At 68.0% G+C, this 19,586-nt stretch carries 26 protein-coding genes; 2 read left to right on the top strand and 24 right to left on the bottom strand.

From position 1 onward, the window contains the following. Positions 1-8: 8 nt before the first annotated feature. The 7 genes from WD341_RS08800 to WD341_RS08770 are packed head-to-tail and all read right to left on the bottom strand — an operon-like array spanning position 9 to position 5,339. Entirely contained in the window at positions 9-1,496 is a 1,488-nt protein-coding gene (locus WD341_RS08800; RefSeq protein WP_368425072.1) for a hypothetical protein, read from the bottom strand. 3 nt (positions 1,497-1,499) lie between these two features. Then, entirely contained in the window at positions 1,500-2,891 is a 1,392-nt protein-coding gene (locus WD341_RS08795) for a terminase family protein (protein WP_368425071.1), read from the bottom strand. Between the two features lie 5 nt (positions 2,892-2,896). Continuing rightward, positions 2,897-3,451 carry a phage protein Gp27 family protein gene (locus WD341_RS08790; RefSeq protein ID WP_368425070.1) on the bottom strand — a complete coding sequence of 185 codons (555 nt, stop codon included), beginning with the start codon at positions 3,449-3,451 and terminating at the stop codon, positions 2,897-2,899. Between the two features lies 1 nt (position 3,452). After that, positions 3,453-3,755, bottom strand: a complete 303-nt coding sequence (locus WD341_RS08785) for an ArsR family transcriptional regulator (RefSeq protein ID WP_368425069.1) — start codon at positions 3,753-3,755, stop codon at positions 3,453-3,455. Next, entirely contained in the window at positions 3,752-4,132 is a 381-nt protein-coding gene (locus tag WD341_RS08780) for a DUF2730 family protein (protein WP_368425068.1), read from the bottom strand. The genes WD341_RS08785 and WD341_RS08780 overlap by 4 nt, the downstream gene beginning before the upstream one ends. Continuing rightward, positions 4,132-4,797, bottom strand: coding sequence for a hypothetical protein (locus WD341_RS08775; RefSeq protein WP_368425067.1), 666 nt, complete (start codon positions 4,795-4,797; stop codon positions 4,132-4,134). The genes WD341_RS08780 and WD341_RS08775 overlap by 1 nt, the downstream gene beginning before the upstream one ends. Then, a complete protein-coding gene (locus tag WD341_RS08770) occupies positions 4,797-5,339 on the bottom strand; it encodes a hypothetical protein (RefSeq protein WP_368425066.1) in 543 nt (180 codons plus the stop codon). The genes WD341_RS08775 and WD341_RS08770 overlap by 1 nt, the downstream gene beginning before the upstream one ends. 221 nt (positions 5,340-5,560) lie before the next feature. On the opposite strand from WD341_RS08770, the gene WD341_RS08765 reads away from it, so the two are divergent. Further along, entirely contained in the window at positions 5,561-5,815 is a 255-nt protein-coding gene (locus WD341_RS08765) for a hypothetical protein (RefSeq protein WP_368425065.1), read from the top strand. 19 nt (positions 5,816-5,834) lie between these two features. Here the strand turns inward: WD341_RS08765 and WD341_RS08760 are convergent, their stop codons facing one another. The 17 genes from WD341_RS08760 to WD341_RS08680 form a co-directional block, all read right to left on the bottom strand. Further along, entirely contained in the window at positions 5,835-6,719 is an 885-nt protein-coding gene (locus tag WD341_RS08760) for a hypothetical protein (protein ID WP_368425064.1), read from the bottom strand. 2 nt (positions 6,720-6,721) lie between these two features. Continuing rightward, positions 6,722-8,512, bottom strand: a complete 1,791-nt coding sequence (locus WD341_RS08755) for a DNA methyltransferase (protein ID WP_368425063.1) — start codon at positions 8,510-8,512, stop codon at positions 6,722-6,724. Between the two features lie 115 nt (positions 8,513-8,627). After that, positions 8,628-8,999 carry a helix-turn-helix domain-containing protein gene (locus WD341_RS08750; RefSeq protein WP_368425062.1) on the bottom strand — a complete coding sequence of 124 codons (372 nt, stop codon included), beginning with the start codon at positions 8,997-8,999 and terminating at the stop codon, positions 8,628-8,630. 31 nt (positions 9,000-9,030) lie between these two features. Beyond that, positions 9,031-9,684, bottom strand: a complete 654-nt coding sequence (locus WD341_RS08745) for an SAM-dependent DNA methyltransferase (RefSeq protein WP_368425061.1) — start codon at positions 9,682-9,684, stop codon at positions 9,031-9,033. A gap of 32 nt (positions 9,685-9,716) precedes the next feature. Then, entirely contained in the window at positions 9,717-10,085 is a 369-nt protein-coding gene (locus WD341_RS08740) for a hypothetical protein (protein ID WP_368425060.1), read from the bottom strand. Between the two features lie 107 nt (positions 10,086-10,192). After that, positions 10,193-10,912: a gp16 family protein gene (locus WD341_RS08735; RefSeq protein ID WP_368425059.1), complete on the bottom strand. Its 720-nt coding sequence runs from the start codon at positions 10,910-10,912 to the stop codon at positions 10,193-10,195. Beyond that, positions 10,909-11,637: a helix-turn-helix domain-containing protein gene (locus WD341_RS08730; RefSeq protein ID WP_368425058.1), complete on the bottom strand. Its 729-nt coding sequence runs from the start codon at positions 11,635-11,637 to the stop codon at positions 10,909-10,911. The genes WD341_RS08735 and WD341_RS08730 overlap by 4 nt, the downstream gene beginning before the upstream one ends. Positions 11,638-11,640: 3 nt before the next feature. Continuing rightward, positions 11,641-11,910, bottom strand: coding sequence for a hypothetical protein (locus WD341_RS08725; protein WP_368425057.1), 270 nt, complete (start codon positions 11,908-11,910; stop codon positions 11,641-11,643). 13 nt (positions 11,911-11,923) lie between these two features. Continuing rightward, positions 11,924-12,244 carry a hypothetical protein gene (locus WD341_RS08720; protein WP_368425056.1) on the bottom strand — a complete coding sequence of 107 codons (321 nt, stop codon included), beginning with the start codon at positions 12,242-12,244 and terminating at the stop codon, positions 11,924-11,926. Continuing rightward, positions 12,241-12,492, bottom strand: a complete 252-nt coding sequence (locus WD341_RS08715) for a hypothetical protein (protein ID WP_368425055.1) — start codon at positions 12,490-12,492, stop codon at positions 12,241-12,243. Before WD341_RS08715 ends, WD341_RS08720 begins: the two co-directional genes overlap by 4 nt. A gap of 3 nt (positions 12,493-12,495) precedes the next feature. Then, positions 12,496-13,197 (bottom strand): DUF3164 family protein, encoded by a 702-nt coding sequence (locus WD341_RS08710; protein ID WP_368425054.1) that lies wholly within the window; start codon positions 13,195-13,197, stop codon positions 12,496-12,498. A gap of 85 nt (positions 13,198-13,282) precedes the next feature. After that, positions 13,283-13,549, bottom strand: coding sequence for a hypothetical protein (locus WD341_RS08705; RefSeq protein ID WP_368425053.1), 267 nt, complete (start codon positions 13,547-13,549; stop codon positions 13,283-13,285). A gap of 11 nt (positions 13,550-13,560) precedes the next feature. Beyond that, the gene (locus tag WD341_RS08700) at positions 13,561-14,520 is read right to left on the bottom strand and encodes an AAA family ATPase (RefSeq protein WP_368425052.1); all 960 of its coding nucleotides are present in this window, start codon (positions 14,518-14,520) and stop codon (positions 13,561-13,563) included. 78 nt (positions 14,521-14,598) lie between these two features. Then, positions 14,599-16,575: a transposase domain-containing protein gene (locus WD341_RS08695; protein ID WP_368425051.1), complete on the bottom strand. Its 1,977-nt coding sequence runs from the start codon at positions 16,573-16,575 to the stop codon at positions 14,599-14,601. After that, on the bottom strand, positions 16,572-17,009 hold the full coding sequence (locus tag WD341_RS08690; RefSeq protein ID WP_368425050.1) for a DNA transposition protein: 438 nt from the start codon (positions 17,007-17,009) through the stop codon (positions 16,572-16,574). Before WD341_RS08690 ends, WD341_RS08695 begins: the two co-directional genes overlap by 4 nt. Positions 17,010-17,079: 70 nt before the next feature. After that, positions 17,080-17,946, bottom strand: a complete 867-nt coding sequence (locus tag WD341_RS08685) for a ParB/RepB/Spo0J family partition protein (RefSeq protein ID WP_368425049.1) — start codon at positions 17,944-17,946, stop codon at positions 17,080-17,082. After that, complete coding sequence (locus tag WD341_RS08680; protein WP_368425048.1) at positions 17,943-18,233, bottom strand: transcriptional regulator; 291 nt, start codon at positions 18,231-18,233, stop codon at positions 17,943-17,945. Before WD341_RS08680 ends, WD341_RS08685 begins: the two co-directional genes overlap by 4 nt. A 138-nt stretch (positions 18,234-18,371) precedes the next feature. Here WD341_RS08680 and WD341_RS08675 point away from each other — a divergent pair, with 138 nt between their 5' ends. Further along, positions 18,372-18,899 carry a helix-turn-helix domain-containing protein gene (locus WD341_RS08675; RefSeq protein ID WP_368425047.1) on the top strand — a complete coding sequence of 176 codons (528 nt, stop codon included), beginning with the start codon at positions 18,372-18,374 and terminating at the stop codon, positions 18,897-18,899. Positions 18,900-19,586: the final 687 nt, after the last annotated feature.

Raw genomic sequence — 19,586 nt, 5'->3', positions numbered from 1 at the left:
CGAGGCCGCTACTCGGCGGCCCGGGCGGTCTCGTCGGCAGGCGGCTCGGGATCCTCGGCGATGCCGCCGTAGACCGAATCGACGGAGCGGCGCTTCGCCTCCTCGCGCGCCCGCGCCAGCTCCTCGACCGGGTCGATCTCGGCGCCGAAGAGGCCGGCGGCCAAGCTCAGCAGCTGCACGCCCGTCTGCTCGCTCATGACGCCGCTCTGGATGCCGATCATCACGGCCTGGGCGACCGCCTGGATGGCGGCCGCCATCTTCGCGGCGTCGGGCGTGTTGAGGGCAGGCCAGACGACCTGGAAGCCGTGCTTGTCGCGGTCGTAGCTCTCGCCGCTCGCCTTGAGGCGCTGGCGCACGACGAAGCGGCCCATAGTCTGCAGCAGCGAGGTCAGGGCCCGCTGCTTCATGACCATCAGCTTGAGCGTCGGCTCGTCCATCTCGCCGGCGGTCGCCCTGTTGACGTCGCCACCGCCGCCGAACCAGTGCTCCGGCAGGCCCTGGCCGCCGAGGATGTGATTGCGGAACAGCCGGGCGAAGCCGCCGCCGTCCTGCGCCTTCAGGTCCGGGGTGACGGCGTCCCACTCCTCGCTGTCGTTGTGCACCCGCGTCGAACCCGGCGCCGGCGCGAAGATCTTCTGGGCACGTTCCTCGACCTGCTCGGGCGTGGCGCCCTTCAGCGTCACGTCCCAGATGAAGGCGCGCAGCTGCTCCCAACGCTCGAGCTCGGCCCAGAGCGCGGCGTCGAAGTTGTCGATCCAGTCGGCCACGGCCATGAGGTCTGGAGCGCCGCGTGTCCCGGTCGACAGGGCGTTGATCCGGAAATAGAAGGCGTCGCCGTCCGTGTAGGACTCGCGCAGCTCCTGGGTCTGCTCGCTGAACAGCTCCTCGTCGAAGCCGTTCACGATGACGCGGTAGCGCCGCTTGTAGGTGAAGGCGTCCCGGCGGATCGACAGGCCGACCGGCTGCGTCGCGTTGTCGGGGTCGGTCATCACGGAGTCGATCTCGCTCGGGTCGATCGAGGCGACGCGGACCTGGCCGTTCGGCGCCGCGAAGGCGGGCAAGGCGAGCTCCCCGAACAGCAGCAGCTCGCGCGCCATCTGCACGAACTTGGTCTCCATGTCGTTGATCGGGTCGAACCAGAAGTCCTCGAGCCATTCCTGGACCGCGCTCTTCGGATCGTCGGCCTGGAAGGTCACGCCCTCGGCCAGGAGGAAGGCGAGCTTGATCTCGATGAGCCAGTTCGCGAACGGGTTGGTGCGCCACAGGTAGACCGACAGCTCCTGTGCGCGCCTCAGCGTCGGGGCCGCCAGGTCGCGCTTCTTCTGGCCGACCTTCCGCCAGTCGTGCTCGTCAGCGTCCACTGTCTGGCCGGCCGCCTCGCGCAGCGATGCGCTCTGCTCGATCGTCGGCTCGAGGCGGCCGGGCTCGCGCTCGGCCGGCGGTCGCAGCGCTTCGAGAAAGGCGCCGGTCGCGGCGCGGAGGCGGTGAAGCGCCATAGCTCAGATACTCCCGATGAAGCGTTTGCGCGGCCCGGTCTCGCCCCGGAGCGTCGGCACGGGACGGTCCAGGAGGCGGCTCCGCTCCGCGTGACCGGAGCGATAGGTTGCCGGCGCGGCCTCGATCGACGCGCCCGCCGGCGGCGGCGTCGGATCGCTGCCGGCGGTGACGGCGAGGAAGCAGGACCAGGCGCGGTCGGCGTGCCCGCTGGCGTCGGAGTCGGCGACGAAGCGAGGTGTGCCGGTCGGGCCGAGGATCTTCTTGAGCTTGTGCAGGTCGGCGCGCAGCCGGATGTCGCCTTCCGGGATGCGGATGCGCCGGTCCTCGAAGGCCTGCTTACCGGCGGTCGCGAGCACCAGCTTGTTGCCCGGCGTGAACAGCACGCCCTCGACGCGCAGCTCGCCATAGCGGCGCTTGGCGTCCTCGACCGGCTTCTCGCCCATGCCGGTCTGGTCCATCGACAGGCGGGCGACGCGGTAGCGCCCGAACAGCTCGTCCATGACGGCGTCGTGCTCCGCGAACTTGGCGCGTCTGAGCACCCGGACCTCGCGCGTCCAGAGCACGTCGCCGATCTCCTCGAGGACCCAGGCGACCCAGAGGTCGTTGCGCGCCGCGATGTCGTTGCCGATGTAGCAGGGGCCGCCCTGGTAGAGCTCCGGCCGGCCTGCGTCCTCGTCCTCGACCGTCATGATCAGGTCGTAGGACAGCCAGGCGCTCGCCTCGTCGAGCCACTGGCACTCGTACTCCTGCGCCCAGGCGTCCTCGTCGGCCAGGCCCCGGCGCAGTTGCTCGGCATCGCGCGGCAGACCGTCCGCGATCGCGTTGTGGATCGTCACCACGTGCCGCGACCACTCGCCGTCGTCCGAGGTCATGAGCTCGTAGAACTTGTTGCCCTTGCCCTTGGGGGTCGAGGTGATGCGCAGCTTGAAGCCCGCGGAGATCACCGGGAAGAGCGCCGCCCAGATCTCGCGGCTGTCTTTGTGGATCGCGAACTCGTCCAGGTAGACGTTGGCCGAGTAGCCGCGCGCGGTGTCGGGATTCGCCGGCAGTGCCACGCACCAGTGCTCGTCGCTGATCCGAACCTCGTAGCTCTTGAAGACCTGGTCGCCGAAGGAGATCTCCGCCTCGAGCTCCCTGAAGGCCACGTCGTAGGCCTTCAGGTGGGCGATCAGGGCGCGCAGGTTCTCCTTCGATTGCCGCTCTCCGCGCGAGAGCATCAGCCAGGGTGCAGGGCGCCCCTCGACCACGCCGCCCGCCAGGTCGTCGGCCATCTCGAGTGTCGTCGAGAAGGTCTTGCCGACCTGCCGGGACCACTTGCCGATCTTGAAGCGCGAGGGGTCGCTGATCCAGCGTCCCTGGTAGCCGTAGAGCGCATACTCGCGGATCGATTTCATGGGCCCTACCGGATCAGGCCGAGCTCGCCGCGGATCTGCTCCAGGGCATCCTTGCCGAGAGTGACGCCGGCCTTGGCCGCGCCGCGCTGCGCCGCCTCGATCGCCTTCTTGACGATCTCCTCGACCAGCTGCTCGCGAAGCTTCAGCTCGAAGTCCTGGTCGAGACGCAAGGCCCGGGCCAGCTCCGCGAGGCCCTTGCCCAGCTTCATCACGGCCGCGGCGTCCATCTCCTGTTGGCCGCTTTGCAACTTCATCAGCAGATCGAAGACCAGGGTGCGGGTCATCTCGACCAGCAGCCGACCTTGCTTGCCCTGGGCGGCGGCATCGCCCAGCTCGGCGACCAGGGCGTCGGTGACCTGGCGCGACTCTCGAAGGCGCTTCGAGACCTCTTCGAAGCTCTGAGCGTAGCGCCCGACGCTGCTGCGCGAGATCTCGTAGCCGCGCCCCTCGAGCCAGAGCACCAGGCCGTCGATCGACAGGCGCCCGGTCGCCAGCATGCGCTGGAACTCGGTGAGATCCGCGGGCGCCAGCTCCGTCTCGATCTTCGACTTCTGGGGCACCTCAGCGCCCCCGCGGCCGCCGGCTCACTCCGGGCACCACGGCGTCGCCGGACGCCACGTCGTGGCCGTACTGGGTCAGTGTCGCCAGAATCAGGCCGCCCAGGTCCTCGAGCTTCAGCAGGCCCTGCTCCGAGAGCCAAGTGAGGTCGGTCCTCACCTGCGCGCGGCTGGCGCGGAAGGCCATGCCCATGGCGTCGAGCGCGCGGTCGATCATGTCCTCGCTGGCCGTCTCGTGCTTGTCGGCCGCCAGCAGGCGCAGTATCTCCCGGCGCCGGTCCTCGGCCTTGATGTCGGACAGACTCATCGCCCGCGTCCCCTGAGTTCGTTCTCGACGAGCTGGTCGACGGCTTGGCCGATGCCGGTCATGCGGCTGCCGAGGCCGTCGAACTTGGCGTTCACCGCCTCGAGCTTGCCCTCCATGCGGGCCAGCGAGGTCGCCAGGTCGGTGACCATCTCCCGGGTCGGCAGGTGCTCGAGCTCGGCCTCGACACGCGCCAGGCGCTCGCCATGGCTGGTCGCCATGTCCTTAACCGCGCTGATCCGCGTGTGGACGAGCGTGAGCTCAGTCTTGCGGGCACCGCGGATGTTGCCGAGGACCGAGATCACGACCGCGGTGATCGCCGCGGCCGCGCTCAGCCAGGGCGCCCAGCCGCCCAGGTCGATCGCGACCTGCTGTTCCATCACTTCCCCCGTACCGCCTTGATCAGGCCCCCGACGAGTCCGCCGGCGGCGGTCTCGACCGCGCCGCTCGAGTGCAGCCGGGAACCCGCCGCCAGCTCGTACTCCTGCGCCTTGTCACGCTCGCGCGCCGCCATGTACCGCCTGACGATCGCGACGCAGGCGGCGAAGCCGGAGCCGAAGGTGATGGCGACCAGCTCCCAGACGTCCTTGACCTCGGCGAGCAGCGCCCAGACCGATCCGACGTCGGGCGGCGGCGCGCCGAAGAGAACCGCGCCGGTCTCCACCGCCCACTGCAAGACCGTGATCGCGACCAGCAGCCCGAAGGCCTGCAGGACGCGCTGGATTGACTTCATGGCGCGCAGCGCGATCTCCGGCCGGGCCGTGGCGCGCACCCACTCGGCGCTGCCCTTGGTCAGCGCCTCCTGCTGCCGCGCGTCGATCCGCGCCAGCTCGACCTCCTGATCGAGCATCGCCTTCACGACGACCGCCTGGTCCTCAGGCGGCAGCGCCTGGATGCGCTCGGCCAGGCCCTTGACCGACGTCTCCGCCGGAACCTTTTCGCCGGTTACCGATTCGTAGGCGGCGCCGGCGACTTCCCTAATGGCGGGCTTGGCCAGCTTCTCGAAGAGCCAGCCGGCGCCGGCCGCGATCAGCGCGGGCAGCATCAGGCGACCCTCGCCAGCCGCTCGAAATAGGCGATGGTGTCGCGGTTGCGCTCCATGAACTTGCCGGGCGTGCCCTTGCCCGGGCCGTTGTACATGCGCTTCCAGGCCTCGGCGTGGCCCATCCAGTCGCCGGGCGCCGGCAGGCTGTCCGGCCAGGACCAGTAGAGGACCCGCGCAAGGCCGCAGGCGAGCCAGTCGTTGAAGGCCAGATGGTCGGCCATTCCGTCCATGGTGGGGTCGCCGTCCGGCAGCAGCTCCACGGGGATCAGGCTGACGATTGCCTGGGCGAGCGACTCTCGCCCGCGCTCTCCGAGCCAACTATTGAGCAGCTTCACCGTGCCGGGCTCGATCTGGAAGCGGCTGCGGGCGGGGCCGTTGGGGACCTGCAGGGCGTGCTGCAGGTCGGACTCGGCGACTGCTGTACCGACCAGCAGCTGGCGAGCCGACAGGCTATTCATCCGCGGCTCAGCCCCGGCCAGGACAGCGAGGGTCGGGACGACGACCTGCGTGTCGAAGAGTTCGATCAGTCTCTGGGAGGGCATGACCCACCTCGCCGCCTTGGGGTGCAACCAATGGCGGCAGGGTAGAAGTCTCGGCGCGCGTCGGCCCTTCCCACACTGTTGAGAAGGCGGCCTCAGACGGGCGGTGGCGGAGTGTGTCGCGGTCGGCGCGGCGGCGTCAATTGTCCCCACGACGGAGGGTTGCCAAGGCGCGCACCCACCTTCTAACTCCCCCGATCAACGCAACGAGGAGTAAGACAGCAATGGCAAAGAGCTGGAAGATCCGAGGCTACGACAGCGACACGTTGCTGTTCGAGCGCCGTGTGCCTGAGGAAACGATGTCCGAGGATGACATCGTCGGGCTCCTGAGATGCCTTGCATCGAGCGCCCTGACCGATGAGGAGGTGGTCTCTGCAATTCTAGATGGCGACGGCCGTTTGGAAATCCGCCGTGACACTACCGGAGGCCCTGATTTCGTGACCGAAGGCAATCCGTACTATACCGCGGAGCGTCGGTGAGAACGTCCGTCGATGATCCTCAGTCCTCCAGGACGATGCCGAGTCGGGCAAGATCGGCCGCAAGAATATCCGGCGCCATTGTTCCCAGCTTATCGAGGGTGCGCCACATGCCAAGCCGGCCAATCGCCCAGATCGCGAGCCCTCGGGATGACACGTCCAGGCGCCCCGCCTCGAGCACGATCGCGATTGCTTCGTCCTCGTCGAGTTGCCTCCCTGTCTTGGCGCAAAGGTATGCAAAGGTGGCCGGCCACTCCTTTCGAATCGTCGTCCATACGGCCTCCGAGACCACGCGAGCATCGAGCGCCGCTCGGCTGACGACCCAACCTTTGCAGCGCGAAGCGACCAACTCTGGCAGTATCTCGGTGAGGAGGTCCTGCTCACCGCTGTAAGCGAGCACCTGTGCGGCTCCTGCATCACGAGTTTCGCGCCAGCATTCGAGCACCGCTTGAAGATCGAATAGATCACAATCGGCCGTGAGTGCACTGAGCCAGCGCCGGCGACCATCGCGGGTTCCACTGCCGCGCCACCGCTCCAGGACCAGTGATCTGACCTCCTGGCTCAGATGGGGGTAGAGGCGAGAGAGAAGCGCTTCCGCTCGCGATCGCGTCTTCCGACCAGGAAGATCGGAGCGCGTGAGACTGCAGATCCGCTGTGCGAGAACGTCAAGTTCTTCTTGATTGGAGCCATCCTGCCCGATCCTGCCTAGCCTGGTTAGGATCGGTGCTCGCACTTTTCCTGCGGCACCGAGCGTTGCGATTGCCGCGGCGGCAGCTTCCGTAGCGGTCAGACACGATGCATAGGCATGCATCAGGTTCCGTTGGAACTCGTCCCCCGGTGCAGCTGTGGCGCAGGCGGAGATGCGCTCTAGCTTTCCCTCAAGAGACAGATCATCGCCGCTGACCATGCCTAAGCGGAGCGGCGACTTGGCCGTTTGACAGAGCTTGATGTCGCAGCGTCCGGGGAACGACGCACAACATTGGCCATGTAGGGCGGTAGGTCACCGATGATGCCCCTCAGCTCCTCGACGCGATCCGCTTCCTGTAGCTCTGCTGCACCCTTATTCTCGAAGACGTATGCGATCTCCCGCTGCCGGGCGTCGGGCTTCCTGGTCCTCCCGGACCGCCTCGCTTCTCGCCGCCCTTCCTTGGCAGCGCCAACCACATCGTACGCTGGCAGCGGGATCGTCTTCAGACCCGCGAGAAGCTGCTCCACGGTCACGATCTGCGCCTTCGGGAGGACGTAGTCGCCGGCACGAACAATGCCCGCCGCAGCCGCAGCTCGCTCCATCTCGGGCGTCGGGGGGAAGAGCGTGACGAAAATTCCGAGCTGCGCGCCTTCGGTGTCCACGGTGCCTACTAGATCGCGAATCATGGAAGGACCAAGGTTCTTCCCACCCTTTATCGAAAGCAGACCGTGAAGGTGTTCACGGCTCCCGCATCGGAAGAAGATATCGCCGTCAACGCCACGGTCGGCGCCCTTCTTGCCGCCGCCACGCGGCTGCCCGCTCGCGAGCCAAGTGGCCCATAGCTGGAACTCGTGCTTGTCTCGATCAGCGAGATCCACGGCCGCTTCGAACGTCGTCGGCCGACCGACGACCGGAATCTTCAAGCCGCGCCACTCGCGCTGCATCCTCTCTTCAATAATCTGAATCGCTATGTGCGTAACATCTATACCGGCCCATCGCCGGCCGAGGCGTTCGGCCGCTTCTACTGCGGTTCCGCAGCCACAGAAGGGATCGAGCACGACGTCGCCCGGATTGCTCGATGACGCGATGATGCGCTCGAGCAGGGCGACTGGCTTCTGCGTCGGGTATCCCAGGCGCTCGCCCGAAGTCGGCCCAACAGCGATGTCGATCCAGAGATCCTGCAATGGTTGTCCCTCTGCTTCGTGCAGATAGACCTTCAGGCCATCCTTTCTGGGGGCGCCATCGCGCCTAAGCAGGATCCTACCCTCGGCGTAGAGTTCTTCAAGGCGCTCTTCAGAATACCGCCACTGCCTGTTGCCACCCGGATTGGTGCCTCGCCAATCAACGGTCCTGGTAGGCGAAAAGTGGGGCGCGGTCAGGTTCTCGGCGCGGTAGCGGCCTCCCACGTCCTCATGCTTGTATCGAGCCATCTGTGCCTCAGAGTACTCGCCCCGCAGCACGTTGAATGTCTTCGTTGAACCTCTAGCGTAGAACAGGATCCGGTCGGCGATTCGGCCGAACCGCTTCGGGTCGTTGTGCGAGGTCGTACGCTTCCAGGTGATCTCATTCTGGAAGCGCTCGGCCCCGAAGATGCCGTCGAGAAGCACCTTCAGATAGTGGCTCGCCGTCGGATCGCAGTGGAGATAAAGGCTGCCCGTCGGCTTGAGGATGCGCCGCAACTCGATCAACCGCTGCGTCATCATCGTCAGGTAGGCCATCATATCGTTCTCGCCGAGGGCCTGGCGAAGAGCCCTCAATATGATCGCGGCCTGGGGGCAGGCGCCGGTGACGATCTGGTGATAAGCGTGTTCCGCCTCCTCGCCCCAATGCCAAGTGTCCTCGAACGCTTGAAGCTGTTCGCGCGACCGCTCACCTGACGGGGAGCGGAAGAGAACGTTGTAGTTGGCGTTGGAGTTGAACGGCGGGTCCAGGTAGACGAGATCGACGCTTTCGTCCGCAAAGCGCTCCCGCAGAACCTGGAGATTGTCGCCATAGAAGAGTGTATTGACCATGCCCGCCCCCTCGTAAGAGGGGAACAGTGACACCGCAAACAGGAATTTAGTCAAACGCTATGATTTCTGCCCCAGGTAAAGTGGTCACTTAGCCTGAGAACACAAGATCTGGCCACTATTCGAAGAGGCAGATTTGTCTGCCGGAATCTCGCCCGTTCTTCTCTCGCCGCACAGTCTCAGCATGGCAGCCAATCGTCCGCGCGATCTCCTGCACGTCTCGGCCTTGCTCGAGCAGGTGCCGGATCAGAGGGCGTTGCAGCTGCTTGCCCATCGGAACCTTGATCGTTTCGCCGCCGAAGCGGCCGGCGATCGCCTGTGCCGCCTCCCGCCCCACCGCCTCGACCAGCAGGCCGCCGCGAGGGTTGCGAGCAACGTGTACCGCCGTTCCGCCGAGCTGCCGGCGGAGCCGCAGCGCCACCTCAAGGCCGGCAGCCTCGGCGACCTCAGCCAGCTCGGCCGGCAGGATCTGGCGGTAATCGATGGTCATCGCGCGGCGATGCCCGCTATCCCGGCACAAGTCATGCGCATTCTCCCAGGCCGGCGAAGAGCGGTGCAGCCGGCGCAGCCGCATAGCCCTCGTAGTCGCTCGCGCGATCGAGAAGCGCGCGACACGGCCGGATCCACCGGAAGGTCGGCGCACTGACGCGGGCGCCGCGCTCCCAGACGATCCAGCAGTACGCCGTCGCCTGGCTGGCGGTCCGGTCGAGGCGGCCGTAGGCGATGTTCACCCGCTCGGAGAAGAGGGCGATCGTCGAGGGCGGGAGCGGCCCGAACAGGTCCCTCTGCCGGTCCTGTCCCTCCAGGAACTGCAGCCGCACGAACACCGCCACGCCTCGCCGCGCGATCGAGAGTCCCTTCCGGATGAAGGCTTCGGCCGGCTTGAACGGCGGATTGGTGACGATCCAGTCGGGCGCCAGGCCGAGCGCCTTCTCACTGCCCGGCCACAGGAAATCCGCGACCTGGAAGCCGGCGCCGTAGTCATGGACGTCGGTGCCGACGACCTCGCAGCCACCCTCGCGCAGCGCGCGCACCATGTCGCCCCGCCCGCAGGCCGGCTCCCAGACCAGGGAGCCGCCGATCTCCGGCGCCACGTAGCGCAGCAGCGCGCGCACCGGCCACGGCGGCGTCGGGAAGAACTCCAGGCTCTCCGCGGACAGCTTCCGGCTAGCCATGACCGCGGTCGAGCTGCGCTTGTGGGCGCCGGTCAAAACCCGGACCTCCGGCTGCGGTCCACGTCATCGGCGTCGTCGAGCACAGCGTCGACCATCTTCTCGTCGACCACCGTCTCGACGATCCGCCGCGCCAAGCTGTTGACGTGGACACCTCGGCGCCTGGCGTGCGGAGCGAGCCTGTCGAGCACGTCGACCGGCAGCACCAGGGTTCTGCCGAGCTGCTCGGCGGCCCTTGCGGTCCGCTTCATCGAGCGTCTCGCGCTGTGCTCGAGAGCGACGACGGTGGTCGCCTTGATCCCGATGCGCGCGGCGATCTCGCGCGTCGTCAGGCCTTGCCGCCGCAGAGCGATCACAGCGTCGGTGCGGCTCGGATAGCCGAGCGTTTTCTTGGACGCGGCCACGATTAGAGCGCTCCCACGGCAGCGAGGATCGCCGCCCAGGCGGCGAGGTCGAGCAGTCCGATGACGATCCAGATCCTGACGAGCAGGGACATGCTTCGAGGCTCCTTTCAGGCGTCTTCCGGAAGGGCTTTTCCGAGCGCCGGCCGGAGCATCCGTCCGAGATCGCGGATTGCCTGGTCGGCTTGGCTCGGGGTCAGGCTCAGGCGAGTCGCGTCCGCCGGCAGGCCGGGCCGGCCGGCGAGCCAACGGTCGAGCGCGGCCGAACCGGCGACGGGGACGACGCCCAGCTCCGCCAGGCGCCGCCACTGCGCCTCGAGCACGCGCGGGCGCGGTGCTTCGACGGGCTTGTCGAGCCAGTGGTAGGGCCGCCAGTCGACCATAACTTCGCGGGCCAGCATCGCCTTGAGACCCTCGGTCGCCTTGTTGAAGCCGGCGCTGTCGAGCCACTGCAGCGCAGCGACTCCGCTCCGGCTTTCGCCGCCGGTCAGCCGCCAGCACCAGGCCGCCAGGGCACGCTCGCTCGGATCTTCGACGACGCCGAGCCAGTAGCCTGACAGCCACAGTGCCCGCAGCTTGGCGGCCAGCGGACCGGCAGCCGGCTTCCGGTCCTTCGAATGCGAGCGCGGCTTTGCCTCCCATCCCAGACGCCGGAAGTCCCCCAGAACCTCCTCGAGCTCGGCGAAGGACAGCGCGGTCGAAGAGCTTTTGCCGGTGACGCGCAGGAGCAGCGCCCGGTAGGTGCCGTCGTCGAGCGCCAGCTGACGCCGCGCGATCTGGATCTTCTGGATCAGGGGGCGCCGAGGGTCGAGGCGCGCAGCGGTCGTCACGAGCGCCTCCTGACGTCCTCGTATCGCTGGCCGCCGTAGAGTGCCGCCAGCTCGTGCTCCGTGACCAGCGGCCGGGGCTGCTCGTCGTCTCGCCCACGGAAAGAAACTGGAGACGCTGGCGCTTCGCGCGGCGGCGCCCGCCGGCGCGGCTCCCCCGCCGTGGCCGGTGCCGGTTCGGGAGCCGGCAGATCCCGCAGTCGCGCCATGCAGCGCTGCGCCAGGTCGGCACGGAAGCCGCCGGTGAGGACGTCCTTCGCGACGACGCGATGAGCGTGCCAGACGGTCGTGCTGTCGCGATGGCCCACCAGGCGGCCAACGCCTGCCATCGAGAGCGACGTGAGGCTCGCCAGCAAGTACATGAGGACCTGGCGAGGCTGGGCCACACTGGCCTTTCGCCATCCGCTCTTGAGGTCGGCCTTTGAGACGCCGCTTTCAGTGACCACAACCTCGAAGATCTGCTCGACGCTCCGACGACCCTCCGGTCGCTTGATAGTGGGAACAAGCCGAAGGGGCGTTGCGGAGCGCGCAGAGCGCTCTTCAGTGCGCCGCTCCGCCGCCTCGATCAGCGCCACGGGCTGCACGTGTCTGCCGTCGAGGCGGCAGCCATGCACAGTGTCGAAGCCGGCGGAAGCGGGTCCGAGGGCGGCGATCGCCTCCGCGACGCGGAGCAGATCGACAACCCACTCCGGCGCTTCGTCGGCAACGAGGATCTGCAGGCCACTCATCGGTCAGACCTCGCTCGAAGCCGGGTTGAGCTCGGCGACATCGAGCTCGGCGATGGTCGGCCGATGGACGTGCGGCACGACCGGCAGACCCTTGACCGGGGAGGCGAAGCGCCAGGCTCCGCGTTCGTCGCGATAGAGCCAGAGGTCGGCGCCCACCGGCCCGAGGTCGAAGCGGAAGAGATCGGGCCCGCCGGCGCCGGCGACGACTTCTGCCGCAACGAGGGAGAAGCCTTCACCGGCGGGGATCAGACAGGCGGCAACGACGGTGCTCATGGCGGTCGTCTCCTCAGGCGTCGGCGTAGGGCGCTCGGCTTTTCCAGGCGTCCGCGGCCGTGGTTTCGGGGGAAGTTCGGCCTTCGCCGGCGACGGCGCGGTAGCCCTCACGACCGACCAGCGGATCGTCTGGCGCCGGGGGCAGATCCGGCTCCGGCAGCGGCTCTTCGGCGGCGGCCGGGTTGACCTTCAGCCAGCTCTCGACGTTGGACAGCTCGGCGATCAGGAGATCGCGGGTGCGAGGGCGCGTGAAGCGGTTGTCGAGGTAGACGCGGGCCGCGAGCGCCAAGCTGCGCAGTCGCGCCTCCAGGACCTGCTCGCGGTTGGCGGTCATGGCCGCTGGCGCTCCACCGCCTGAACCGCCGCGTCGGTGGCTTCTCTGTGCGCGCCGGCGGCCTCGCGCAGGGCGTCGGTGCTCGAGCGGCTGCCGGCCAGTACCCTGCGGAGATGGCGCCAAGCTTTGTTGACGCCGGCCTGCAGCGGCTTTGGCACCTGGCGCCAATGCTCCTTACACATCAGGAGGCCCTGCGGCAGCTCGGCTGGGCAGGGCGAGACCGGGCAGCGGCGACGTTTCTCGACCATGGCTCAGGCGCTCCCTGCAGGACCCGCTTGCGCGGCGCCCGCAACGGCCTCGTCCAGGGCGACGGCCGGCGCCGGCGCGGCCGGCGCTTCGCAGGACGCCAGGTCAATCGGGATCGTCTGCCAGCGGGCGCGCGGGTTCTCGCGGTGCTGGATCCGGATGTACTCGCGTGAGCCGAGCACCCGAATGCTGTCATTGAGCGCGCCGACCGCCGCCCGCCACTTAGGGTCGTCGATCTCCAAGTCGCGCAGGCCGAAGAGGCGAGCCCGGTTGATCTGTCCCTGCTGGTCGACCTGAAAGGCGTGGTCGACGAGCGCCTTGATCTTCGGGTCGGAGTCGGCCGACCAGGCCTTGACGCACTCGTCGAACAGGACCTTAGCGACCTGCAGCTCCTCGCCGAAGGTCAGCGAGTCCTGGACCTGGACGATGATCCGCACGCAGCCGTCGAAGCTGGTCAGCGTGGTGTTGCCCTTGGCGCCGCCACGGGTGGCGCCGTACCGCTCGCGCAGCAGGTCCACGAAGGATGCGATGTCGTCGTAGGTGTGCCCCTTGAAGCGGCCGATCTGGGCGCTGAGCTCCTCCGCATAGCCGAGGATCTTCTTGACCGTCTGGTCCTCGAGCTTGTGCTGGGGCTTGACCAGGCTCTCGGGGACCAGGCGCTCCTTCGCGTCGGCCATGTAGCCGTCAGGCACGGCGATCTTCGTCATCGGTTGCTCCTCAGGGTGCGGGTGCAGGGCAGCCAGAGCAGCGCGAGCCAGCGCAGCTGCCGCCCCAGGATGGTCCGCGGCCGCCTCACGCGACGCTCCCGCGGATCGGGACGAGGTCGAGCCGACCGAACCTCGTGTCGTCGTGGGTGCGGCGGCCGAAGGCGACGTCGGCGACCAGCTGACCGGACTCGAGCCGGACGGTGCCGACGCGCCGGTCCGGTCCCTCGGCCGTGACGGCGTAGAGCCGGCCGTGGTGCGGCACCGCCATCGGGCTGGTGTTGAACTTCACCGTGACCGGGTCGCCGATCTGCGGCAGGCCGGCCGGGCGAAGCTGGGTCAGGAGGCTGGGCATGCTCGCCTCCCTCACCGGCCGACCTGCGGGGTGAGGCGCTTGTAGGCCTCGCGCAGGTGCTCGATGGTGCGCGCCTCCGGTCCCCCGGCCAGCATCGTCGCCATCCGCAGGACGAAACCCATGGCCCGCAGGGCGCCGGGCTTCTCCGCGATACTCTTGAGGAAGCGGACTTCCTCGGGATCGGTGATCGCCCAGGCCTTGACGATCGTGCAGATGTCCCGCTCGCGCGGACCGGCCTGGGTCATCGCCATGCCGATGCGCGAGAAGAGCTGCGCGAAGGCCGCCTTGCGCCCGCCGCCGTCGAGCCGGCTGTAGACCTGTTCGTTGCCGAGCAGCGCGATGCCGACGCCCGCCTGATCGTGGATGCTGCGCAGCTGGTCGAGCGCCTGGGTGGTCAGGTGCTGCGCCTCGTCGACGATGATCAGGCCGCCCTTGTCGCGGACGTAGCCGGCGATCGCCCGGCTGAAGCGGGTCTGCACGCGCTCCGTCAGGTTCATCGCCTCGACGATCAGGCTGAGCATCGGATAGGTGGTCGCCGTGCAGGGCTCGGCCGTGACGTGCCAGACGGTGCTGTTCGTGGCGGCGTAGTACTTCGCCGTCGTCGTCTTGCCCGCGCCGGCGCCCATGGCGACGACGCAGATCGCCGGCGCCACCTGCGCGAAGCTCAGCAGGTCGATGATTTTCCGTGCGGTCGGTGTCTCCTGGAAGCCGATCTCGCGCGGCAAGCTCGCGGCGGTCTTGGCGCGGCTCTTGAGGCTGTCGAGGCCGCGCCGGACGTTGGCCGCGACGGTCGCGTTGTCGCCCTTGTAGCGGCCGTTGCGCCAGCCCGAGAGCGTGCCCTCGGCGATGCTGATCTTGCCGGCCAGCGCCGCCTGCGACAGGCCCTCGGCCGACTGGTAGGCGCTCAGCTCCTGGCGCAGTTCTTCCTGCGCCTCCTCGGTCCAGCGGTCTTGCGCTTCGATGCTGCTCATGTACCCTCGTCCTCTCGTCCGTTGCTCGTTACCGAAGGCCTCGCCGTTCCAGCGGCGGGGCCTTCACTCGTCGGGGCCCTAAGGCTCCTGCCGGCGGTACTCCGCCAGTCGCGCGATCGAGGCGGAGAGGTTCCGCTCCATTTCCTCGACCTGGTCGGGTGTCGTGTCGGGCTCCGGCTTCATGGCCAGGGCCGTGTTTCCGGTCATCCGCAGGGGCCTGACGACCTTCGCTTCGGGCGCCGGCGCCTCCTCGGGCTTGGCCAGGAGCCGCATGACCTCGTCCTGGTCCATGGAGCGCTCGAGGGCCGCCAACTCGCGGGTCAGCTTCGTGCGCGCACCGCGGTCGCGGGCCTGCTTCTTGGCCGCGTCGGCGCTGTCGAAGCCGACCGCGTGCCAGCACTCCGCGAAGCCGAGGTAGGCGCCGTCGGCGCGGAAGACCTGCAGGCCGGCCTGGACGTCGTCGGGGTCGTAGCGGACGGTCAGCGTCCGGCCGATCTGGTCGTTGAGCCAGGGCGACCAGAAGCGGTTGCCGAGGACGTGGAGCGCGCCGGTTGGCTTGCGGGCGGTGACCGCCTCGGCCGTCATCAGGGCCAGCTGCAGGTGCTCAGGCTCGGCCTGGCGGATCGCCGCCGTCGCGTAGCTCTCCTGGAAGGCCTGGTCGAAGCTCTTGGTGCCGCCGCACACCTTGGTGCGCCGGCCTTCGCGGGCGTTGTGCAGCTCGATGCCGCGCGCGACGACGGCCATGAACGTCTCGAAGGGGACGACCTTGCTGCCGTAGTTGGCGGGCTTGGCGGCCGGGCTGTTGCCGGTGTAGGCACCCTCGAAGGCACGGTGCTTCGAGATCGACTCGCAGAAGTCGCCAAAGGCTCGCTCGATCGGCTTGCTCTGCCCGCTGTAGGGCAGCGCCCATCGGACCTCGACGCCGACCGCTGTCAGCAGGCCCTCGCACTCCTCAGGCTTGATCTTGTTGCGGTAGCGGGTCTTCTGGCCGCCGGTGATCAGCTTGGCGGCGAACTCGCGGCCGTTGTCGAGCACCGCCAGGCGCGGAATGCCGTAGGCCTTGAAGACGTCGTGGAAGGCCAGCCGAACCGCCGCCGAGGACGGGTTGAGGTCGACGCGCCAAGCCAGGATCTTGTTGGAGTAGAGATCCTGGATCGCGATCAGCGAGGGGCGCGCGCCTGCCTCGGCGCCAGGCATCGCGACGGTGATGTCGAAGGTGTGGAAGTCCGCGTTCACCGCCTCGAGGGCATGGAAGTGGCTGCGGTCGCGCTCGAGCGGTGGATAGAGCCGCTTCAGACCCTCGGCCCCTTCCCGGTGGAAGACCACGATCGGGTGCCAGATGGCTTCGATCCGCCGGCGCAGCGTCCGCTTGTTCGGGATCGTCCAGCCCTGGTCGCGGGCGCTCAACTCGACCTCGCGGAAGCAGGCCTCGAAGCCAGGCTTGGAGTTGTGCAGGTAGAGCGCCTTCAGCAGGTCCCAGGCCCGCGGATCGCACTCGGCCGTCTCCGTCTTGCCCTTGTGCCGCGGCGCCAGGCTCGGCAGCCGGTCGGCGGGATCGACGCCGCGCAGCGTCCGCATCCATTCGTAGATCGTGCTGCCGCCGATCTTCTCCCGGCGCGCGACCTCGGCTACCGCCAGGTTCTTCGGCAGGCCGCCGCGATAGAGCAGATCGACCGCCTGGATCAGCCGCAAGCGCTCCCGCGCCACCGCCTTGCGGGAATCGGGCAGGCTGTTGAACCAGCGCCACAGCTCGGGGCTCGGCGTGCGAAGCGGATCCTTGAGCTGACTCGGCTCGGCGTCCGCCGCGCGCTTCGACTTGAGGTCGTCCGCGACGAGCTTCGCCCGGGCGGCGTCCGGCAGCAGGAACTCGTGATACTCCCAGCCGCCGCCCCGCCCCTTTCGACGGCGCGCGAGCGGCGCACCGGCGGCGTTCTTCCGCTCCTGCCAGCGTTGCCGCTTCGCGAGCTCCAGGACGCCGCGTGCCGTGCCGGGCACCTCCGGCAGGCGCAGCTCGGCAAGCTCGGCGGCGGTGAACCACTCCTTCGCGAGGGTCATCGTCCGCCCTTCCAGCGCCGGCGGGCGGCGGTGCGCTCGGCGTGGGCCCGCTCTTCCTGCTCGGCCCACATCGCCTCGTCAACGGCGGCCAGGAACCGCCTCGGGATGATGACCAGGTCGAAGCGCTCGAGCTCGCTGCCCAGGACCCGCGCGTCACCGGTGGCGTGGATCAGCGCCAACGTCCGGGCGAGTGAGATGTTGTGGCTCTCGCGGGCTTGGCTGGCGTAGGCGTCGAGCATGTTCTTGCTGACCGGCTCGCCGAGGTATTCGCTCATCCTCGCGGCGACTTCTTCGCGGTCGGCGTCACACTCGCGCAGGGTGACAGCAATGGCCCGGCTGACGCGTTGCGCTAAGCTGACAGCGCGCACTTCGTGGTCGGTGAACTTCACGGCCACCGCCGGCGGTTGCCACTCCAGCAGCTCCAAGGTGCGCATGTCCCCCCGCTCCCGAGCCATGGTCAGACGGCACCTCCGGACGCAGAGGCTGCTGTGCGAGCCTGATCCGTCACGCCGCCTTCTCCTGAGCCAGGGCTTCCAGCCACTCGGCTGGGATCTCGCCTTCGGCCAGCAGCTGCTCGATGAAGCGGCGTCGCACCGGCTGTGCGGCGCGCGTCCAACCGTCCTGAAGCTTGCGCAGCTGCTGTGCGGCGGGATCGGCGGGGTCGGTGCGACGGCCGTCGATCGAAGCGATGGCGTCAGCAACCGACTTGGCCGAGCCCGCTGACAGCCGTTCGACGACCGCCCCCTGCAGGCCAGGCTCCAGGTCGGCCAGCGCCAGGAGCTCGGCCTGCTTGTCGATCAGCCGCTCGCGCGCGATGCGCCGGCGCAGCTCGGCCGGGATGCGGTTCGCAATCCTGACCGCTCGCTCGATGGTCTTCGGAGAGATCCCCAGCCGCTCCGCCGTCGATTTTGCAAACGACATCGTGTCGCTTGCAGACCCGGCCTTCGCGTGGCCGCCGGCGGCGTGCTGTTTCGTCTCGGGATAGAGGCGTTCCCAGATCTCCTTGCGCCTGGCCAGCGACACCGCCCGATCGAGCGGGTTCAGTTCGTGACGCAGCAGGTTCTCGTCGATCTCCAGCAGGAGCGCCTCGTCGGGCGTATTCGGATCGACCAGGATGACCGGTGCGCTATCGAAGCCGGCCTCGCGGGCGGCGGCCAGCCGGTGGCCGCCGGCGACCAAGTCGTAAAGACCCTCGTGCTCCTTGCCCCACTTGTTGCCCTTGGTGACGTCGCGGGCCGGGCGGACCATGAGGTGCGAGGTGAAGCCCTTCGCGCGCATGTCGGTCGCCAGCGCGTCGACCCATTCCGGGTCGACCTCGCGCAACCGATCGGGGACGCGAATGTCAGTGAGCGGCATCTGAAACGTGTTCATGCCGCCGCCCTTTTCTGACGGTGACCGGCGGCGTGCGCGGCGCTACTCTTTCCCGGACGAGAACGGATGCGGTCGCCTTGGCGGTCGTACCACTCGGGCCAGATGTCGAAGAGGCGCCGGCCAAGGTAGGCGGCGATGACCCGGTTGCCCTTCGGGCAGGGCTTGTAGAGGCACTTCCGGACAGTCGCTCCGGGAATGCCCGCGCTCTGCCCGAGAGCTTCCAGCGTGATCCCGGTCTTCCGAACTGCTGCCTTGACGTCTTCCGGGTGCTGATTGGCGAAGGCCATCGCTTCCCTCTCGTTGCCGGCCCTGCCAGGCCGGTTGTGGTCACGAACGGGAAGACGATAGACCCGAAGACGGGTTCGCAGCAAGCCGGAAAACAGGTTCCGAGTTCAGTTTCGCCTACATCAGGAGCATCACCGCTGATGTCTCATAAAGATCAATCGGTTAATGCTAACTCGGAAGTTGCGCGCGGTGCGGTGCCTTCGCTTCCGAGTTACCGTACTGAACTCGGAAAGAGGCTTCGTGAGGTCGAAAAGAGGTTCAAGAACCGTGAGGAGGCAGCGATCGCGGCGGGTGTCGCTAAATCCAGCCTGCAGCGGTGGGTAGAGGGCCGCAGCGATCCGTCGTTTGAGGGCCTCGCCAAACTGGCCAAGGCATCCGGGACGAGCATCAGCTGGCTTGCGTACGGCGAGGGCTCCATGGCGGCGGAGCCAGCGAGCATCAAGGCGGGAACTTCCGAAGCCACCGCTGGTCGCGCCATGGACCTCGACCTGATGCGCAACTGCATCATTGCGGTCGAGGAGCTGATCGAGGAACTCGCGCGCGAAGTTGAGCCGACCGAGAAGGCCGACATCATTCTGCGGGTCTACGAAGGCGAGCAGGACGCCCGCGCCACTGGCGGCGCTGGGCTGAGCGGCGCCGAGATCGTGAGGCTTTTCCGCGCAGCCTGATCTGTTTTCTCAACTTTAACGGACGGTGTGCCTACAGTCGGCTTCCACTGGGAATTGGGGGCAGACAGTGTCGGAAATCAACGAGATCAAGGAGCGCGCCAAGCTGGATATCGGTCACGCGGGCAAGCCGAAGCCTCGGGAGGAGGCCCCAAACCCGCAGATCGTGAACAACGGTACGATTGGGAAAGCGATCATTATCAATGGCGAGGCCGGAGGCACGATCATCATCTGTGGCACCTGCACGTCGCTGCCGCAGTCGTGCGGCACTCCTGACGCTTCCTTGCCATCGGAATCCTTCCGCGGCACCTGGTCGACTCCGCATCCCCGCCGCCGCCCGTGGAACCCGCTTCGAAGACCGCCGGGCCGTCGTTCGACCGTCGTTCGACCGCCTTTCGTACGCCGCTCGAGCGCCGACCGGCGACTCCAGGAGCTAGCGTCAATCGGCTGTTCGGCTGCTCGGACTCCAGGATTCAGCGCTGCGGCACGGCATGGCACGCTCATGCCGCGGAACCGGCGGATCTCTTCGGCCATCCCGATATGTCCCGCCCGATCCCGCCATATCCCGCCTCACTCCAGGATCACGTGTCACCTAACAGTGGGGCAACCTCCTACCGGTCACGCTCGGCAACATAGCATGTCCTGATACGCGACCGCGCCGCCCAGATCGGCCATCGGCCGGTAGAAGAA

The organism is Tistlia sp. (genome assembly GCF_040905785.1).
Classification (GTDB): Bacteria; Pseudomonadota; Alphaproteobacteria; order Kiloniellales; family DSM-21159; genus Tistlia.
Note: the sequence above shows the minus strand (reverse complement) of the source record. Positions and strands in the feature narration are given on the sequence as shown.

Coding starts and splice junctions, on each gene's coding strand:
- WD341_RS08800 (WP_368425072.1), bottom strand. CDS start 1,496: ATGGCGCTTCACCGCCTCCGCGCCGCGACCGGCGCCTTTCTCGAAGCG.
- WD341_RS08795 (WP_368425071.1), bottom strand. CDS start 2,891: ATGAAATCGATCCGCGAGTATGCGCTCTACGGCTACCAGGGACGCTGG.
- WD341_RS08785 (WP_368425069.1), bottom strand. CDS start 3,755: ATGAGTCTGTCCGACATCAAGGCCGAGGACCGGCGCCGGGAGATACTG.
- WD341_RS08780 (WP_368425068.1), bottom strand. CDS start 4,132: ATGGAACAGCAGGTCGCGATCGACCTGGGCGGCTGGGCGCCCTGGCTG.
- WD341_RS08775 (WP_368425067.1), bottom strand. CDS start 4,797: ATGCTGCCCGCGCTGATCGCGGCCGGCGCCGGCTGGCTCTTCGAGAAG.
- WD341_RS08770 (WP_368425066.1), bottom strand. CDS start 5,339: ATGCCCTCCCAGAGACTGATCGAACTCTTCGACACGCAGGTCGTCGTC.
- WD341_RS08765 (WP_368425065.1), top strand. CDS start 5,561: ATGGCAAAGAGCTGGAAGATCCGAGGCTACGACAGCGACACGTTGCTG.
- WD341_RS08760 (WP_368425064.1), bottom strand. CDS start 6,719: ATGGTCAGCGGCGATGATCTGTCTCTTGAGGGAAAGCTAGAGCGCATC.
- WD341_RS08755 (WP_368425063.1), bottom strand. CDS start 8,512: ATGGTCAATACACTCTTCTATGGCGACAATCTCCAGGTTCTGCGGGAG.
- WD341_RS08750 (WP_368425062.1), bottom strand. CDS start 8,999: ATGACCATCGATTACCGCCAGATCCTGCCGGCCGAGCTGGCTGAGGTC.
- WD341_RS08745 (WP_368425061.1), bottom strand. CDS start 9,684: ATGGCTAGCCGGAAGCTGTCCGCGGAGAGCCTGGAGTTCTTCCCGACG.
- WD341_RS08730 (WP_368425058.1), bottom strand. CDS start 11,637: ATGAGTGGCCTGCAGATCCTCGTTGCCGACGAAGCGCCGGAGTGGGTT.
- WD341_RS08725 (WP_368425057.1), bottom strand. CDS start 11,910: ATGAGCACCGTCGTTGCCGCCTGTCTGATCCCCGCCGGTGAAGGCTTC.
- WD341_RS08720 (WP_368425056.1), bottom strand. CDS start 12,244: ATGACCGCCAACCGCGAGCAGGTCCTGGAGGCGCGACTGCGCAGCTTG.
- WD341_RS08715 (WP_368425055.1), bottom strand. CDS start 12,492: ATGGTCGAGAAACGTCGCCGCTGCCCGGTCTCGCCCTGCCCAGCCGAG.
- WD341_RS08710 (WP_368425054.1), bottom strand. CDS start 13,197: ATGACGAAGATCGCCGTGCCTGACGGCTACATGGCCGACGCGAAGGAG.
- WD341_RS08705 (WP_368425053.1), bottom strand. CDS start 13,549: ATGCCCAGCCTCCTGACCCAGCTTCGCCCGGCCGGCCTGCCGCAGATC.
- WD341_RS08700 (WP_368425052.1), bottom strand. CDS start 14,520: ATGAGCAGCATCGAAGCGCAAGACCGCTGGACCGAGGAGGCGCAGGAA.
- WD341_RS08695 (WP_368425051.1), bottom strand. CDS start 16,575: ATGACCCTCGCGAAGGAGTGGTTCACCGCCGCCGAGCTTGCCGAGCTG.
- WD341_RS08690 (WP_368425050.1), bottom strand. CDS start 17,009: ATGCGCACCTTGGAGCTGCTGGAGTGGCAACCGCCGGCGGTGGCCGTG.
- WD341_RS08685 (WP_368425049.1), bottom strand. CDS start 17,946: ATGAACACGTTTCAGATGCCGCTCACTGACATTCGCGTCCCCGATCGG.
- WD341_RS08680 (WP_368425048.1), bottom strand. CDS start 18,233: ATGGCCTTCGCCAATCAGCACCCGGAAGACGTCAAGGCAGCAGTTCGG.
- WD341_RS08675 (WP_368425047.1), top strand. CDS start 18,372: ATGTCTCATAAAGATCAATCGGTTAATGCTAACTCGGAAGTTGCGCGC.